Raw genomic sequence first — 15,442 nt, forward strand, 5'->3', positions numbered from 1 at the left:
TTACCGGCCCGGCCGGACACATGCCCGAAAAGTCCGGTTTATTTGTGGGCGACCACGGCGTCATAGACGACGCGCTTCGGAACGCCGTTCTCCTTGGCGATGGCGGAAATTGCCTCTTTCCTGGGTGTTCCTTGGGCTTCGCGGTCCGCGACGGCGGCGGCCAGCTCCGCCGGATCGGTGATGGCGCCGGTCTCCCGCGCCCCGCCGACCACCAGCGTGATCTCGCCGCGCGCGTTCTCCTCCGCCCAGTCCGCCAGTTCGCTCAGCGGACCGCGCCTGACCTCCTCGTACGTCTTGGTCAGCTCGCGGCAGACGGCGGCGGGACGGTCCGCGCCGAACGCGTCCGCCATCGCCGCCAGCGTCGCCGCGAGCCGGTGCGGGGCCTCGAAGAACACCAGCGTGCGCGGCTCGGCGGCCAGCGCGGCGAGACGGCGCGCCCGCTCGCCCTGCCGGCGCGGCGGGAAGCCCTCGAAGCAGAACCGGTCGGTGGGCAGGCCCGACATGATCAGCGCGGTCGTCACGGCGGACGGGCCGGGGAGCACGGAGACGCGGACGTCCTTCTCCACCGCCGCCCGCACCAGCCGGTACCCCGGATCGGACACGCCGGGCATTCCGGCGTCGGTGATCACCAGGACGTCGCGGCCGGCGAGCAGCTCGTCCAGCAGCTCGGCGGCGCGGGCCGTCTCGTTCTGGTCGTGGTACGACACGATCCGCCCGGTGGGCGCGACGCCGAGGTCGCCGGTCAGCCGCCGCAGCCGCCGGGTGTCCTCGGCCGCGATGACCGGGGCGGTCTCCAGGGCGGCGCGCAGGCGGGAGGACGCGTCGTCCGTCCGTCCGATCGGCGCGGCGGCGAGCAGCAGCGTTCCCGTGTCGTCGTTCACCCGGCCATTCTCCCCGCTGGGTTATCCACAGGCCAAAGCCGCGCTGCCCGCTCCGGCGCCCGCGCCCCTACGATGTCGGAATGGCCACGACGGACTACGCACCCGCCGAGGGCCCGCCCCTCGGCCGGCCCCGGCCCCGCACGCTGCGCGACTGGGTCGTTCCGGACGTCCCGGGGGACGGGCTGCGCGGCTGGCTCGGCCCGCTGCTCGTGATGGTGTTCGCGGGCGTCCTGCGCTTCACCGGGCTCGGGCAGCCGAAGGCCGTCGTGTTCGACGAGACCTACTACGCCAAGGACGCGCTGTCCCTGCTGCGGTACGGCTGGGAGCACAACACCGCCAAGGACGCCGACAAGGCGCTCATCGCGAACCCGCACGCCGACATCTGGACCGACGGGCCGTCGTTCGTCGCCCATCCCCCGTTCGGCAAGTGGATGATCGCGATCGGCGAGCAGATCTTCGGGGCGACGCCGTTCGGGTGGCGGTTCGTCCCGGCGCTGGTCGGGACGCTGTCGGTGCTGATCCTGTGCCGGGTCGCGCGGCGGATGACGGGCTCGACGCTGCTCGGCTGCACGGCCGGGCTGCTGCTCGCGGTGGACGGCCTGGCGTTCGTGACGAGCCGCGCCGCCCTGCTCGACGTGTTCGTCATGTTCTGGGTGCTCGCGGGGTTCGCGTGCCTGGTCGCCGACCGGGACCGGTCGCGGCGGCGGCTCGTGGCGAAGATGGAGGCGGGGCACGCGTCCCGGTCCGGCCCGTTCCTGCTGCACGGCTGGCGGATCGCGGCGGGCGTCTGCCTCGGGCTCGGCCTCGGCACCAAGTGGACGGCCGTGTTCTACATCGCGGCGTTCGGCGTCATGGTGCTGATCTGGGACGTCGGCGCCCGCCGCGCCGCCGGGGTGCCCGCGCCGTGGGCCGGGATGCTGCGGTGGGAGGCCGGTCCGGCGTTCGTGCAGCTGGCCGTCGTCGGCGTCGTGACGTACTTCGCGACGTGGTCGGGGTGGATCTTCAAGTCCGGCGGGTGGGGCCGGGGCGAGGTGTCGTCCAACCCGCTGTGGCGCCCGTTCGAGGCGATCCCCCGGCTGTACGAGTACAACAAGGAGATGCTGAGCTTCCACACCGGGCTGGAGGCCAAGCACCCGTACCAGTCGTGGCCGTGGAACTGGCCGATCCTGAAGCGTCCGGTAGCGTTCTACTACACCGAGCCGAAGAACTGCGGGGCGGCGCGGTGCTCCCGCGAGATCCTCGGCATCGGGACGCCCGCGCTGTGGTGGGGGGCGGCGCTGGCGCTCGTCCTCGTCCTGTTCCTGTGGATCCGGATGCGCGACTGGCGCGCGGGCGCGATCCTGCTCGGCTACGGCGCGGGCTGGGTGTCGTGGTTCCCGTCGGCGTTCCAGCACCGGACGATGTTCCTCTTCTACACGACGCCGATGATCCCGTTCATGTGCCTGGCGCTCGTCCTGGTCTTCGGGTACCTGATCGGCCCTTCGCCCGAACCGGGTGTGATGGCCGCGCCGGACGGGTCGTCGCGCCTCGCGTCGCCGTCCGCGCGGCGGCTGGTCGGCGCGGCGACGGCGGGCGCGTTCGTCCTGGTGGTACTGGTGAACTTCGCGTACTTCTACCCGATCTACGCGGCCAAGATCATTCCGTACGACTCCTGGCACGCGCGGATCTGGTTCGACAGCTGGATCTGACGTCACGCTCCGGAGGCGTTCTGAACCGGCTGAGCTGGGCTTTCGGGCGTTCGGCTGCGGACCGTGATCGGACGGGCTTTCGCGAACGTTCACGGCTCCCTCACATCGGCGCCACGCGGCGGGACGGACGGCCGCTCTAGCTTCGTCGGGCCGGATGAAGCGAAGAGAGCCGAGGTCGTTCCCCATGTCCCTGCGTCGTGTCCTCGTCGGCCTGGCCGTCGTGCCCGCGCTGTTGGCGGCGCCCGCCGTCGCGCACGCGTCCCCGGGCGGCGGGCCCCGCCCGGTGCTCCCCCAGAAGACCCACTTCGACCTCCAGGCCCACCGGGGCGGGCTCGGCCTGACCACCGAGGAGTCGCTGGCGGGATTCGCCAAGGCGCTGCGGCTCGGCGTCAGCACGCTGGAGCTGGACGCCCACGTCACCAGGGACGAGAAGGTCGTCGTCAACCACGACCGGCAGATCAGCGGCGTCAAGTGCCGTGACACCGGCCCCGTCACGCCGGGCGACCCGATGTACCCCTACGTCGGCAAGTACATCAAGGACCTCACGCTGGCCCAGATCAAGACGCTGGACTGCGGCTACCAGCAGTTGCCCGGGTTCCCCGAGCAGGAGGTCGTGCGGGGGTTCCGGATGGCCGAGCTGAAGGACGTCCTGAACCTGGTCAAGTCCTACCGCGCCAAGCAGGTCACGCTGAACATCGAGACCAAGGTCGAGGCGGGCGCGCCCGAGCAGACGGCGCCGCGCGAGCTGTTCGTCCGCCGCGTGTTCGAGGAGATCCACGCCTCGGGCATCGAGGACCAGGTCACGATCCAGTCGTTCGACTGGGGCGCGCTGAAGGTCATGCACCGGCTCGCGCCGTCCTGGCCGCTGGTGGCGCTGACGAACTACGACTTCCTGCAAGTCGGCAAGCCCGGAGCCTCACCGTGGCTCGGCGGCCTCGACGCGGACGACTTCGACGGCGACTTCGTGCGGGCCGCCGCATCCATCCCCGGCGTCCGGGCGCTCTCCCCGGTCTACGGCTTCCCCCAGAACGGGAAGATCGGCGACCCGAACTTCCGCTTCTACGTCAGCCCCGCGATGCTCGCCGAGGCGCACGCACGCCGCCTGAAGGTCGTCCCCTGGACGTGCGACGACCCCGCCACCGTCGAGGCCCTGATCGACATGGGCGTCGACGGCATCATCACCGACTACCCCGACCGCGTCCGCAAGATCATGGCCGACCGCGGCATGCGCCTCCCCAAGCCCTACCCCCACCCCTGACCCCGTCCACAGCGCCCGGAACACCCGGCCCAACGCTCGCCGCTCCCCGCCAGCGCACGGACCCGCAACCCAACACCGCGCGGGCATAAGCCGCCGCGCGAAGACGCGCGCGGCGCAGATGCGCGGCGCGCGCAGGAAGGCGCGGCGCGCGCAGGAAGGCGCGGCGCGCGCAGGAAGGCGCGGCGCGCGCAGGAAGGCGCGGCGTGCGCAGGAAGGCGCGGCGTGCGCAGGAAGGCGCGGCGCGCGCGAGGGGCGTAGAAAGGCGTGGCGGGCTCGGCGCGCTCGGGATGCGTGGGCGCGGTGTTGGTCGGGCGGAGTGGGCCAGGCGCCCGTCGCGCGGGTGGTCGGTACCGCGCGGCGGTGCGTCTGGGTCGAATACTCGGGGGGTGGTTGTTCAGCGGGCTCGGGAGGCTCGGGGGCGGTGTTCGCCGGGTGGGCCGGTTCGGCCGTTGCGGGGGTGGGCGCTGCCGCGGGACGGTGCGCGTGGCGGGGCCAGGCGGCTGGCGACGCCGTGGACGGTCTGGCCCATCGCTATGTAGCGGGCGAGTCCGGTTCGCGTCATCATCACCCAGCAGATCCTGGGCGGGTGGGCGATGCCGAGGTCCCCGCCGCCCTCGCGCAGCGCCTTCCACAGGCGCACCACCGCGCCGATGCCGGACGAGTCGAGGAAGCCCACCTCCTCGAAGTCGAGCACGACCCGTGTGGGACGGTCGGCCGCCGTCCCGGACAGCCGGAAGAACTCGTCCACCAGCTCGTGCGCGTTCCCGAAATCCAGGTCGCCGGACACGTACGCCACGGTGCAGCCGCTGGAATGATTCGTCTCCAGCCGCACCTGGACGTCCCGTCGCATGGTTCCACCCCCGTCGCCTCCGAAGGAACAAGGCCGTACCCAAAGGCCACGAGGTCATTCCCGCCGCGCGCATTATGCCGATGACCTGGGACGATGCGGAAACGGCTATGAATGCCCGACGCATATCGGTATTGGACGCGGTCGCCGCCGTTCTGCTGTTGTCGTCCCATGCAGCGATCACTTCACCGGCGCGCGCTCCTCGCCTCGTCCGTCCTCGCCGCGTCCGTCGCCCTCGGCGCGGCGGGCTGCGGCGGGTCGTCCGCGCCGGCCGTTCCGCGGGCCGCGACCGTCCGCGCCGTCCCGTCCGTCACCGCGCGCATCGACGCGCTCGAACGCTCCTACGCGGGCCGCATCGGCGCGTTCGCGCTCGACACCGGCACCGGCCGGGTGGTCGCGCACCGCGCGGACGAGCGGTTCGCGTTCGCGTCCACCTTCAAGGCCGCGCTGGCCGCGACGGTCCTCCACAAGGCGCGCGTCAGCGATCCGGGCCTGCTCCACCGGCGCCTCCACTGGACGGCGGACGACCTGCTCCCCAACTCCCCCGTCAGCGAGCAGCACGTCGCGGACGGCCTGACCGCCGCCGAGCTGTGCCGCGCGGCCATCACCCAGAGCGACAACACCGCCGCGAACGTCCTGCTGAAGCAGGTCGGCGGCCCGGCGGGCGTGACGCGCTACCTGCGCTCTCTGGGCGACCCCGTCTCCCGCCTGGACCACACCGAACCCGCCCTCAACCAGTGGAAACCGGGCCAGCGCCAGGACACCGTCACCCCCGCCGCGATCGGACGCGACCTCGCGTCCGTCACCGTGGGCCGCGCCCTTCCCGCCCCCGACCGGGCACAGCTCAACGCCTGGCTGCGCGCCACCGTCACCGGCGACGCCCGGATCCGCGCCGGGGTGCCCAAGAACTGGCTCGTGGGCGACAAGACCGGCACCGGATCGACCTACGGGACGGCCAACGACATCGCCGTCGTCACGCCCCCCGGCCACGCCCCCGTGATCATCGCCGTCTACACCAACCGCAACGACCCCAAGGGCAGCCCGGACGAATCCGTCATAGCCCGCACCGCGACCCTCCTCGTCGAAGGGCTGGGCCTGACCTCCGGCAGCTGACGTCGCCGGGCTGCGGGACGGGGTCAGTCGAACCAGTCGGGGTCGCCGGACTCGATGAGGGCCTTGAGTTCCGTCCGGTCGTGCCAGGCGGTGCGCATCAGGGCGCCCAGGGCTTTGAGCGCGTCGGAATCTTCGCCATAGGCCACGAACATCCCGGCCTCGGGATCCAGGCCGAACCGGCCGTCGAGTTCCGGCGCGCGGGCGCGCACCGCCGAACGGGCCACGCCCGCCCAGCCGTACCCGTTGCCGTACTGGCCGCACTCCTCGAAGACGTCCTCCGAACCGCCCATGTGCTGGTCGCTGAGCATGAGGCAGTAGTGGCCCGGCTTGTGGTCGTACTCGAAGAAGATCAGCGGCGCGAAGGTGGTCCGATCGGTCATGCCGCGAACCTAGCGGGCGCCTCGGACATTCGGGGGGCAGTCCACTTCGTCCGAATTGGACCCTGGTAGATCGGTCATGGAGCGCATTGGATGGGTCCAATCGCGGCAGGAGGAAGGACGTGGGGACATGACCGGCCGGAGCGACCACCGCATGACGTCCGCCGACGCGCCGGAGACGGCCCCGCCCGGGCGGGACGAGGCCGGGACGGTGCCGACGGGACGGTTCGCACGGCGCGCGTGGGCCGATCTCGGCGGCGACCCGGCGCTCCTGGGCCTGATCGCGCCGCCGGAGGACGTGGTCCCGCTGCCGTCCGCGCTCCCGGTCGGCGAGCTGGCCGCCGACGGCGTGGGGGTCGCGTCGCTGGCGGCCAACGTCGTCCGGGCGCGGCGGTTCGGCGGGGACGTCGCCCCGGTATTTCTATCGGCCGACCGAATCGCCGCGTCGTACCAGAGCGAGCGCCTGTTCCGGCTGGACGGACGTCCCGGCGAGGCATGGGCGGCGCTCTCCGGCTTCTGGCGCGCGGACGACGGCTGGATCCGCACGCACGGCAACTACCCGCACCACGCCCGGCGGCTGCGGTCGCTGCTCGGCCTCGCCGCGGGCGTCCGGCCCGCCGAGTTCCGCGCCGCCGTCGCCCGCCAGAGCGCCGCCGACCTGGAGGAACGCGCGGTGGCGGCGGGCGCGGTCGTCGCGGCCGTCCGGACGCCCGAGCAGTGGCGCAACCACCCGCAGGCGGCGGCGCTGGCCGCGCGCCCGCTGGTCGAGATCGCCGAGATCGGAGCCGCCGACCCGCGTCCCTGGCCTCCGGCGCGCGCTGACGACCTGCCGCTCCACGGCGTGCGGGTCCTCGACCTCACGCGCGTCATCGCCGGCCCGGTCGCCACCCGCGACCTGGCGTTCGCGGGCGCGGACGTGCTGCGCGTCGACCCGCCCCGGCACCCCGAGATCGCCTGGCTGCACCTCGACACCGGCCAGGGCAAGCGCTCGGCGACGCTGGACCTGCGCGACCGGGGCGACCACGCCGTCCTGCACGGCCTGCTCGCGGACGCGGACGTCGTCGTCACCGGCTACCGGCCCGGCGCGCTGGACCGGTTCGGACTGGCCCCGGACGCGCTCGCCGCCCGCCACCCCGGCCTGGTGATCGCGCAGGTCAGCGCGTGGGGCGCCACCGGGCCGTGGAGCCGGCGGCGCGGCTTCGACAGCATCGTCCAGGCCGCCACCGGCATCGCGATCGCCGAGAGCGCGGACGGCGCGACGCCGGGCGCACTGCCCGCGCAGGCGCTCGACCACACGTCCGGCCACCTGCTGGCCGCCGCGATCATGACGGCGCTCGTCCGGCAGCGCACGAGCGGCGGCACCCCGCTGGTGTCCGTCGCGCTCGCCCGCGTCGGCCACGAACTGCTCGCCACCGACGGCGCGACGCGAGCGGAACAGAACCCCCACCTGCCGACCGTGACGGTGGACGGCGAGGCGGGCCGGATCACGTGCGCCCCGCCCGTCCTGGCGTTCGACGGCGCGCCCGCCGACTACGCCTGGGCCGGACGCCCGTGGGCCGCCGACGATCCGCGATGGGAACCGCGCGCCTGACCACATCGGTGTCGCCGAGCGATTACGGCATTCCGATCGAAGGGTCGATGAACTGCGTGGTGAACAGATCACTGCCCTTCAGACCGCTCGGAACCGCGCTGCCCTGAGCCGCGAGGATGGGACCCATTTCCTTGACGAACGCATCGGTGCGGTTCTTGTCGTATCCACCGACCGTGCCGTGCTCGGCTTCCACGAGACGGTCCTTCTTGAGTTCGGCCGCCGCGTAGTTGGCCTCGCCGATCGTGTACGGAATGTAGGACGAGTCGGAACCGACGACCTTGACGATGAGCCGGTTCGTCGCCGCAGGGTCGGTGATGTAGTTCGCCGTCGCCTGCTGGACGATCGGCACCAGCTTCTTCAAACACGGGGCGTACGACGTGAGCCGGTCGGCGCGAACGGACAGGTCGGCCGCGTACGGGTCGTAGCCCGCGTCGCGCAGGAGCTGGTACGACACCGGCTTCTTCCACGCGGAAATGGTGTGCTCGTACTCGTACGGCTCCGCGTCGCTGTACCCCTGCTGAATGATCTTCGGGTCGGCCACGAAACGCGCCGGGCTGCCAGCGTAGCTGGTGTCGATCTGGCTCTTTCGCACCAGCCCCTTCGCCACCAGCCAGGCGACGAAGGCCTGATCCTTGGCGACGACCACCGTCGCGCCGCTGGCGGCGAGCTTGCTGATCGTGAACGACGTCCCATAAGCGGCCGGGTCCCACATCAGGATGGTCGGCGAATGGGTCAGCAGTGGCGTGACGCCGACGACCTTCTGGTTCCCCGAGGCCGAGATCATCTGGTCCGCGTGGACGAGCCCGAGATTGATCGAGTCGTCGGCGTACATCTGCGAGGTCACCGACTGGAAGCCGATCGCCGGACCGCCCGCCCGCAAGGTCAGGCGGGTCCCGGTGTCCTTGCCGTCGACGACCAGGGGGCCGGTCACGGAATGCGTCCTGGTGTCGACCTTGTACCCGGGGCCGAGCAGGGAGAACAGCGCGCCCATGTCCGCCTGGGGCTGCCACTGCAGCTGCACCACGACGTTCTTGCCGCACACGTCGCCGAGGAACTTCTTGCCGGTCGCCTGGGCCAGGCCGCTCGTCGTCGAGGACGAACCGGGCGTCGCGCCGGACGAGCAGGCGGCCAGCGGACCGGCCAGCAGCAGCGCGCCGGTCGCGGCTGCCGCCCGGCGGACCGTGGGGCGGAATCGGGACATGGGGGACTCTCCTTGCGTGGTCGAAGGCCCGGGGCCGGGCGCTGGCGGCAACACTGACCGACCGCCGACAGAGCACACAAGACCCCGCGAACACCTGTAACAAACGCGCTATTGCATGTAACAAGCGCTTAACCGTGCAGGGGCTTGCGCAGCATTGCATGCAATCGCAGGATGGGAGGCAGGCGCTACGACGGGTGCGCCCCTGAGCGGACGGGAGCGTCATGAGCCGGACAGCGCGTCTGGTCGACACGATGCACGACGTCGACGCGAGCCACCTCACGCACGGCGTGGAGGTGGCGTTCCACGACCTGGATCTGACGTACGGCACCGGGACCCTGGCGCTGCACAAGATCACCTTGACCGTGCGGACCGGCGAGCTGGTCGCGATCGTCGGCCCCTCCGGTTGCGGCAAGTCCTCGCTGCTGCGGCTCGCCGCGGGACTCGAACGGGCGAGCGGCGGCAGCGTCGCGGTCGGGACCGAGTCGGTCGCCTTCATCTTTCAGGAACCGACGCTCCTTCCCTGGGCATCGGTGCGCCGCAATGTGGGGCTGCTCGGCAAGCTGGCGAAACTGCCGCACGACGAGCTGAGCGAACGCGTCGACGCCGCCATCCGCGCGGTCGGCCTGACCGACTTCGCGGACCAACTTCCGCGCTCCCTGTCGGGCGGAATGCGCATGCGGGTCTCGCTGGCGAGGGCGCTGGCGCTGGAACCCCGCGTCATGCTCCTCGACGAGCCGTTCGGAGCCCTGGACGAACTCACCAGGGAAGAGATGCAACTCCAATTGCTCGATCTCTACGACCGGCGCGGCTTCACCGCTCTCTTCGTGACCCACTCCGTTTCCGAAGCCGTGCTGCTCGCCGACCGGGTCGTCGTCATGTCCGCCCGGCCCGGCACCATCCGCGACGTGGTCCCCATCGACCTGCCCCGACCGCGCCATCGCGAACTCCGGTTCGACCCGGCGTACGTGGACTACGTCAAGACGGTCTCCGACCTGCTGCGAAAGGACGACCGATGACCACCGTGCCCGCTGTCGGTTCGTTCAAGGCGTTCGCCAAGGCCATCGGCGCCGGCCGTCTCCGGTCGCTGATGAAACGCGCGCTCAGAGCGCTCGTGATCCCCGCCGCCGTCGTCGCCATCGGCATGGGGGCCTGGTACGGGGCCACCCATTTCCTGCTGAGCCCGAGCCGCCGGTTCCTCCTGCCGCCGCCGCAACAGGTCTGGAGCCGTTCGTTCTCCGACCCGGCCCATCTGCGACCGATGCTCGACGCGCTCGCCGTCACGGTCAAGGTCGCCTCGCTCGGCCTGCTCATCGCGACCGCGGTCGGCGTCGCGCTCGGGGCCGTCATGAGCCAGGCCCGCTGGCTGGAAGGCGCCCTTTATCCGTACGCCGTCCTCCTCCAAGTGGTCCCGATCCTCGCGATCGTGCCGCTGATCGGCCTCTGGGTCGGGTACAGCACGTCGGCCCGGGTCCTCGTCTGCGTGCTGATCTCCCTGTTCCCCGTCATCACCAACACCAATTTCGGGTTCCGGTCCGTCGACCGCGGGCTTCACGAACTGTTCGACCTCGGGCGCGCCTCGTGGCTCCAGCGCCTCGTCCGGCTCGAACTGCCCGCCGCGCTGCCCTCAATTCTCACCGGCCTGCGCATCGCGTCGGGCCAGGCCGTCATCGGCGCGATCATCGGCGACATGTTCTTCGCCCGAGGAGATCCGGGCATCGGCACTCTGATCAACAACTACGTCGCGCAGTTGCGGAGCGAGGACCTCATCGCCGCGGTGCTGCTGGCCGCCGGATTCGGCGTGGCCGTCTTCGCCTTCTTCGCCGTCCTCTCCAGCGTGCTCGTCGGACGCTGGCACAACTCGGGCGCCCGCCGGTAACCGCCGATCTCCTCGACGCCACCCCCGGAACCAGAACAGGAGTCGCCATGACCTTCGAAGTCCCGACCATCGACATCTCCCCCTACCTCGCGCCGTCCGCCACCGCCGCCACCGACCCGGACTGCGCGCGCGTCGCCGCCGAGATCGACCGCGCGTGCCGCGAGGTGGGCTTCTTCCAGGTCGTCGGCCACGGCGTCGACGACGCGCTGGTCGAGGGCCTCAAGGACGCCCTGGACGAGTTCTTCGGCCTCGAACTGGAGACCAAGAAGCAGTACCGCCGCGAACCCGGCGCCAACCGGGGATACGCGCCGCCGAAGTCGGAGTCGCTGGCCAACAGTCTGGGCGTCACGCCGGCCAACCTGATGAACGACTTCTACGAGGCGTACACCATCGGTTCCGAGACGTCCTGGTACGACGACGTCGACCTTCCCGAGACCAGTTACGCACCGAACAACTGGCCCGACGCGGCCCCTCGATTCCAGCGCGCCACCCTGCTCTACTTCGCCGCCGCGCGGAGTCTGTCGCGCGTGCTCCTGCGGGCGTGCACGGAAGCGCTCGGCCTGCCGATCAGCTACTTCGACGGCCTCGTGGACCACTCGATCGACGCCATGAAGATGAACAACTACGCCCTGCCGGAAGGCGAGGTCGAACTCGCCGGCGAGCTGATGGGCATGGGAGCGCACACCGACTTCGGCATCCTGACGGTTCTGTGGGCCGACCGGGTCGCCGGCCTCCAGGTGCTCGGCGACGACGGCACCGGCGAGGAGACCTGGCACGACGTCATGCCCGGCGAGGGCGCCTTCCTGATCAACCTGGGCGACGCGATGGCCCGGTGGACCAACGATCGCTGGAAGTCCACCCTCCACCGGGTCAACCCGCCGCTCGTCGACGGCCGCATCATCCGCCGCCGCTCCGCCGCGTTCTTCTTCGACGGCAACCACGACGCCCTGATCACCCCGCTGCCCGGAACCGTCGCGGACGGTGAGACCGGCTACCCCCCGATCACCATCGCCGACAACATCGCGGCCAAGGTCGCCGGACTGAAGACCGGCCTCGCCTCCGGCGACAAGCCCGCGGGCGCCGAGCGGGAAGCGGCCCGTTTCCTCGCGGCGGCGGACGCGGGCTGAGCGCGAACCGGGCCGATTGAAGGGCATTCCATGGAAAAAATGACCGACATCCTGTCCGACGTCACGGTGTTCACGGACGGCCGCTGGCAGGACCATCGCGACATCCACATCACCGACGGAATCGTGACCGGCATTCATCCGTCGGTCTCGCGCGGCGACGTCACGCGTCACGTGATCCCCGGATTCGTCAACACGCACACCCATCTCCAGCAGTCGCTCATGCGCGGCATGGCCGAGAACACCGGCCTTCTGGAATGGCTCCGGCTGATCGGCACCGAGACGGTCCAGATCACGCCCGAACGCGCCTACCTGGCGACCGTGGCGGCGTCGTTGGAACTGTTGCGGTCGGGAACCACCACGGTGGTCGAGCACATGTGGCCCACCCCGTCCTCCGCGGTGCACGAAGCGGTCATCCGCGGTTTGAACGACACGGGAATACGCGCGGTGCTCGGGCGGGGCATCGCCGACCGGGCCGACGCCTCCCGACGTTGGGGCTTCGAGCCCGCGCTGTTGTCGCCGATCGACGACGTCTTGGCCCACGTCGCCGGCCTGATCGAACTGACGGCTGATTCGCGGATCTCGCCGGCGCTCGCCGTGCCCAATCCCCGGTCGATCACCAAGGAGGGCTTGGCGGCCACCCGCGCGTTCGCCGAGTCGCACGCCGTTCCGGTGATGATCCATCTCCTGGAGACCATTACCGACGACGTCATGTGCCACGAGCACCTCGGGATGAGCGCCGTCAAGTTCCTCGAAGCGGCCGACTTCCTCTGGCCACAGCTGCTCGCCGTGCACTGCGTGGAGCTTGATTCCTATGGCCAGGACATTCTGGCGGAGCGCGGTGTCGCAGTGGCCTACAACCCCGTCTGCAACATGCGGCTGGGCAGCGGCGTCGCGCCCGTCGTTTCCATGATGGAACGGGGAATCAAGGTCGGGCTCGGCGTCGACGGTGCCGCGAGCAATGACACCCAGGACATGTTCCAAGCGTTTCGCATCGGGGCGTACTTGCAGCGGGTCGCCAACAAGCGCGCCGATATCCTCACCTTCCCCGAGATGATCGACATCGCGTGCGGTGGCGCCAACGAAAATCTCGGTCTTCCGGCGGTCGTGGGCGGTGTTTCGGTCGGTGCGCCGGCCGATCTCACGGTGATCCAGTTCGACCGCGACTACGCGACGCTGCCCGTGCGCGACCCGGGCGCCATGATCCTCACCGCGGGCAGCGCGGCGATCGTCGATCGTGTCCTCGTCGACGGCGAGGTCGTGTACCGCGACGGAAAGAGCACGCGCGTGGACGAGGAAGAACTCATCGAGGGCCTGTCCCGGCTGACGACCTGACGCACCGGCCACGAACTCCGACGCCGTCGAGCAAGGAAGACGAGATGCTCCACGTCCCGACCATCGATATTTCGCCATACATCGACCGGCAGGGCTCGGTCGAGCAACGAGAAGCCGTCGCGCGAGCACTGGACGACGCCGCCTCGACCGTGGGCTTCATGCAGATCGTCGGTCACGGAGTGCCGAAATCCGCGATCGACGGACTCACCGCCGCGTTCGACGCGTTCTACGCGCTGCCCATCGACGTGAAGAAGCGCTACGTCCGGCCCGAGAACCGTGGATACAGCCCGCCCAAGAGCGAGTCGCTGAGCATGAGCCTCGGTGTGGCCAATGCCAACCAGATGAACGATTTCTTCGAGGCGTTCACCGTCGGAGCAGGCCGATCGGCGTACCCGGAACGGCCGGACCTGCCGGCGTCGAGTTACCCCGAGAACGTGTGGCCCGACGACGTCGCCCCGGCGTTCCGCGCCGGGGTGGAGGAATGGTTCGCCCACGCGCGGAAGGTCTCGCGGGTCCTGCTGCACGCGTTCACCGACGGCCTCACGTTGCCGACCGGCTACTTCGATGACCTGGTGGACCATTCGATCGACATCATGAACCTCAACAACTACGCGCTCGACGAAGGGGAGATCGCGCTCGCGGGCGAGCTGACCGGAATGGGGGCGCACACCGATTTCGGAATCCTGACGGTTCTGTGGGCCGATCAGGTTCCGGGATTGCAGGTGCTCGACGCTGACGGCGTGTGGCACGACGTGCAGCCCGCCGACGGCGCGTTGATCGTGAATCTGGGCGATGCGATGGCCCGGTGGACCAACGACCGCTGGCTGTCGACGATCCACCGGGTCGACCCCCCGATCGTCGACGGGCGGATCATGCGTCGGCGCTCGGCCGCGTTCTTCTTCGACGGCAACTTCGACGCGACGATCGAGACGCTGCCCGGCTGCGCCGACACCGACCGGCCCGGGTACTCCACGATCACCGTCGCCGAACACATCGAAGCCAAGCTGGCCGGATTGAAGGCAGGCGTCGCGCCCACCGGCGTGGAGCGCGAGGCCGAGCGCCTGGCCGCGGCCAGATCCGCGAGCTGACCGACCCGACCGTCCTCAACCCCGTCACACGAAGGGAACGCCCGCGATGTCTCAGGCCCCGTACACCCTGGACGAACTGAACAAAGAGGTCCGCATGGGCCAGCTCGGCACCGAGCGCGCCGACGCCGCCATCCCGAAGATCAGCCTGCACGACTTCGAAGCCCGGCGTGCCGAAATCACGGACGAACTGTGGGCCGCCGCCACCCAGGTCGGGTTCTTTCAACTCGTCGACCACGGACTCCCCCAGGACCTGATCGACGAGGCGTTCGCGTGGTCGGCCAAGTTCTTCGACCTGCCCCGCGGAGTCAAGGAACAGCTTCCGCTCCGCAAGACCGACAATGCGGGCTGGGAGTTCTCCAGCCAGGTGCGTCCCTCGGTCGGCGTCCCGGACCAGAAGGAGAGCTACCAGATCACCCGGCCCAGAATGGACGGCCTCTGGCCGGACGAGACCGACCTGCCCGGCTTCCGCGCCTTCATGGACGGCTTCGAGACCCGCTGCTGGGAGGTCGCCATGCGGGTGCTGTCCTGCTTCGCCGAGCGGCTCGGATTCGACCGCGACTTCTTCTCCGCGGCGCACGACCCCGCCAGCTCGGAGTACCAGTCGACCCTGCGGCTGATTCACTACTACGCGCTTCCGGAAGAGGCGGTCGGGACCCCCGGACTGTGGCGCGCCGGCGCGCACACCGACTTCGACTGCCTGACCCTGTTGTTCCAGCGCGAGGGCCAAGGCGGGCTGCAGGTCTGCCCGGGCCGTGACCTCGAAGCCCCGGAGTGGACCCCGGTGCCGCCGAGCGACGACGCGATCACCTGCAACATCGGCGACATGCTGATGCGGTGGAGCGACGATCAGCTGCTCTCGAACTTCCATCGAGTGCGCGCGCCTCAGCCGGGTGAGTACGCGGGGGCCCGCTACTCCATCCCGTTCTTCGCCCAGGCCAACCGGGACGTCACGATCACGACCCCGCAGGGCAAGTACGAACCCATCAACGCGCTGGATTACCTCAAGCAGCGCATTGCGGCCAACTATGCTGGCCCGCGCATGTGAGCGGGACGACGTGGCCCC

The 15,442-nt window shown here is 70.5% G+C and carries 14 protein-coding genes; 10 read left to right on the top strand and 4 right to left on the bottom strand.

Translation table 11 applies throughout. The features are described from left to right. Nucleotides 1-38: 38 nt before the first annotated feature. Entirely contained in the window at nt 39-881 is an 843-nt protein-coding gene (gene rsmI, locus GQ466_RS10745; protein ID WP_161102735.1) for a 16S rRNA (cytidine(1402)-2'-O)-methyltransferase, read from the bottom strand. Nucleotides 882-961: 80 nt separating this feature from the next. Between rsmI and GQ466_RS10750 the strand changes: the two genes are divergently transcribed. Together GQ466_RS10750 and GQ466_RS10755 are read left to right on the top strand one after the other, a co-directional pair. After that, nucleotides 962-2,569 (top strand): dolichyl-phosphate-mannose--protein mannosyltransferase, encoded by a 1,608-nt coding sequence (locus GQ466_RS10750; protein WP_161102736.1) that lies wholly within the window; start codon nt 962-964, stop codon nt 2,567-2,569. A gap of 184 nt (nt 2,570-2,753) precedes the next feature. Continuing rightward, nucleotides 2,754-3,827 (top strand): glycerophosphodiester phosphodiesterase family protein, encoded by a 1,074-nt coding sequence (locus GQ466_RS10755; protein ID WP_161102737.1) that lies wholly within the window; start codon nt 2,754-2,756, stop codon nt 3,825-3,827. Between the two features lie 394 nt (nt 3,828-4,221). On the opposite strand, the gene GQ466_RS10760 is transcribed toward GQ466_RS10755, so the two are convergent. After that, nucleotides 4,222-4,677, bottom strand: coding sequence for an STAS domain-containing protein (locus GQ466_RS10760; protein WP_161102738.1), 456 nt, complete (start codon nt 4,675-4,677; stop codon nt 4,222-4,224). 168 nt (nt 4,678-4,845) lie between these two features. On the opposite strand from GQ466_RS10760, the gene bla reads away from it, so the two are divergent. Beyond that, on the top strand, nt 4,846-5,787 hold the full coding sequence (bla, locus tag GQ466_RS10765) for a class A beta-lactamase (RefSeq protein WP_161102739.1): 942 nt from the start codon (nt 4,846-4,848) through the stop codon (nt 5,785-5,787). Between the two features lie 23 nt (nt 5,788-5,810). Here bla and GQ466_RS10770 read toward each other — a convergent pair whose 3' ends face one another. Then, nucleotides 5,811-6,167, bottom strand: a complete 357-nt coding sequence (locus tag GQ466_RS10770) for an immunity 51 family protein (RefSeq protein ID WP_161102740.1) — start codon at nt 6,165-6,167, stop codon at nt 5,811-5,813. Between the two features lie 127 nt (nt 6,168-6,294). On the opposite strand from GQ466_RS10770, the gene GQ466_RS10775 reads away from it, so the two are divergent. Next, nucleotides 6,295-7,755 carry a CoA transferase gene (locus GQ466_RS10775; protein WP_202420372.1) on the top strand — a complete coding sequence of 487 codons (1,461 nt, stop codon included), beginning with the start codon at nt 6,295-6,297 and terminating at the stop codon, nt 7,753-7,755. Between the two features lie 22 nt (nt 7,756-7,777). Here GQ466_RS10775 and GQ466_RS10780 read toward each other — a convergent pair whose 3' ends face one another. Beyond that, nucleotides 7,778-8,956 (bottom strand): nitrate ABC transporter substrate-binding protein, encoded by a 1,179-nt coding sequence (locus GQ466_RS10780; RefSeq protein ID WP_161102741.1) that lies wholly within the window; start codon nt 8,954-8,956, stop codon nt 7,778-7,780. Between the two features lie 221 nt (nt 8,957-9,177). Between GQ466_RS10780 and GQ466_RS10785 the strand changes: the two genes are divergently transcribed. The 6 genes from GQ466_RS10785 to GQ466_RS10810 all read left to right on the top strand — a co-directional run bounded on the left by GQ466_RS10785 (nt 9,178) and on the right by GQ466_RS10810 (nt 15,424). Then, nucleotides 9,178-9,972, top strand: a complete 795-nt coding sequence (locus GQ466_RS10785) for an ABC transporter ATP-binding protein (protein ID WP_237417847.1) — start codon at nt 9,178-9,180, stop codon at nt 9,970-9,972. Further along, nucleotides 9,969-10,832, top strand: a complete 864-nt coding sequence (locus GQ466_RS10790; protein ID WP_161102742.1) for an ABC transporter permease — start codon at nt 9,969-9,971, stop codon at nt 10,830-10,832. The genes GQ466_RS10785 and GQ466_RS10790 overlap by 4 nt, the downstream gene beginning before the upstream one ends. A gap of 47 nt (nt 10,833-10,879) precedes the next feature. Further along, complete coding sequence (locus tag GQ466_RS10795; protein ID WP_161102743.1) at nt 10,880-11,959, top strand: isopenicillin N synthase family dioxygenase; 1,080 nt, start codon at nt 10,880-10,882, stop codon at nt 11,957-11,959. 39 nt (nt 11,960-11,998) lie between these two features. Further along, nucleotides 11,999-13,291, top strand: a complete 1,293-nt coding sequence (locus GQ466_RS10800; RefSeq protein WP_202420373.1) for an amidohydrolase family protein — start codon at nt 11,999-12,001, stop codon at nt 13,289-13,291. Between the two features lie 44 nt (nt 13,292-13,335). Continuing rightward, complete coding sequence (locus tag GQ466_RS10805) at nt 13,336-14,379, top strand: isopenicillin N synthase family dioxygenase (RefSeq protein WP_161102745.1); 1,044 nt, start codon at nt 13,336-13,338, stop codon at nt 14,377-14,379. Between the two features lie 94 nt (nt 14,380-14,473). Next, nucleotides 14,474-15,424 carry an isopenicillin N synthase family dioxygenase gene (locus GQ466_RS10810; RefSeq protein ID WP_237417848.1) on the top strand — a complete coding sequence of 317 codons (951 nt, stop codon included), beginning with the start codon at nt 14,474-14,476 and terminating at the stop codon, nt 15,422-15,424. Nucleotides 15,425-15,442 lie beyond the last annotated feature (18 nt).

Origin of the sequence: Actinomadura rayongensis (genome assembly GCF_009831215.1) — a bacterium.
Lineage (GTDB): Bacteria > Actinomycetota > Actinomycetes > Streptosporangiales > Streptosporangiaceae > Spirillospora > Spirillospora rayongensis.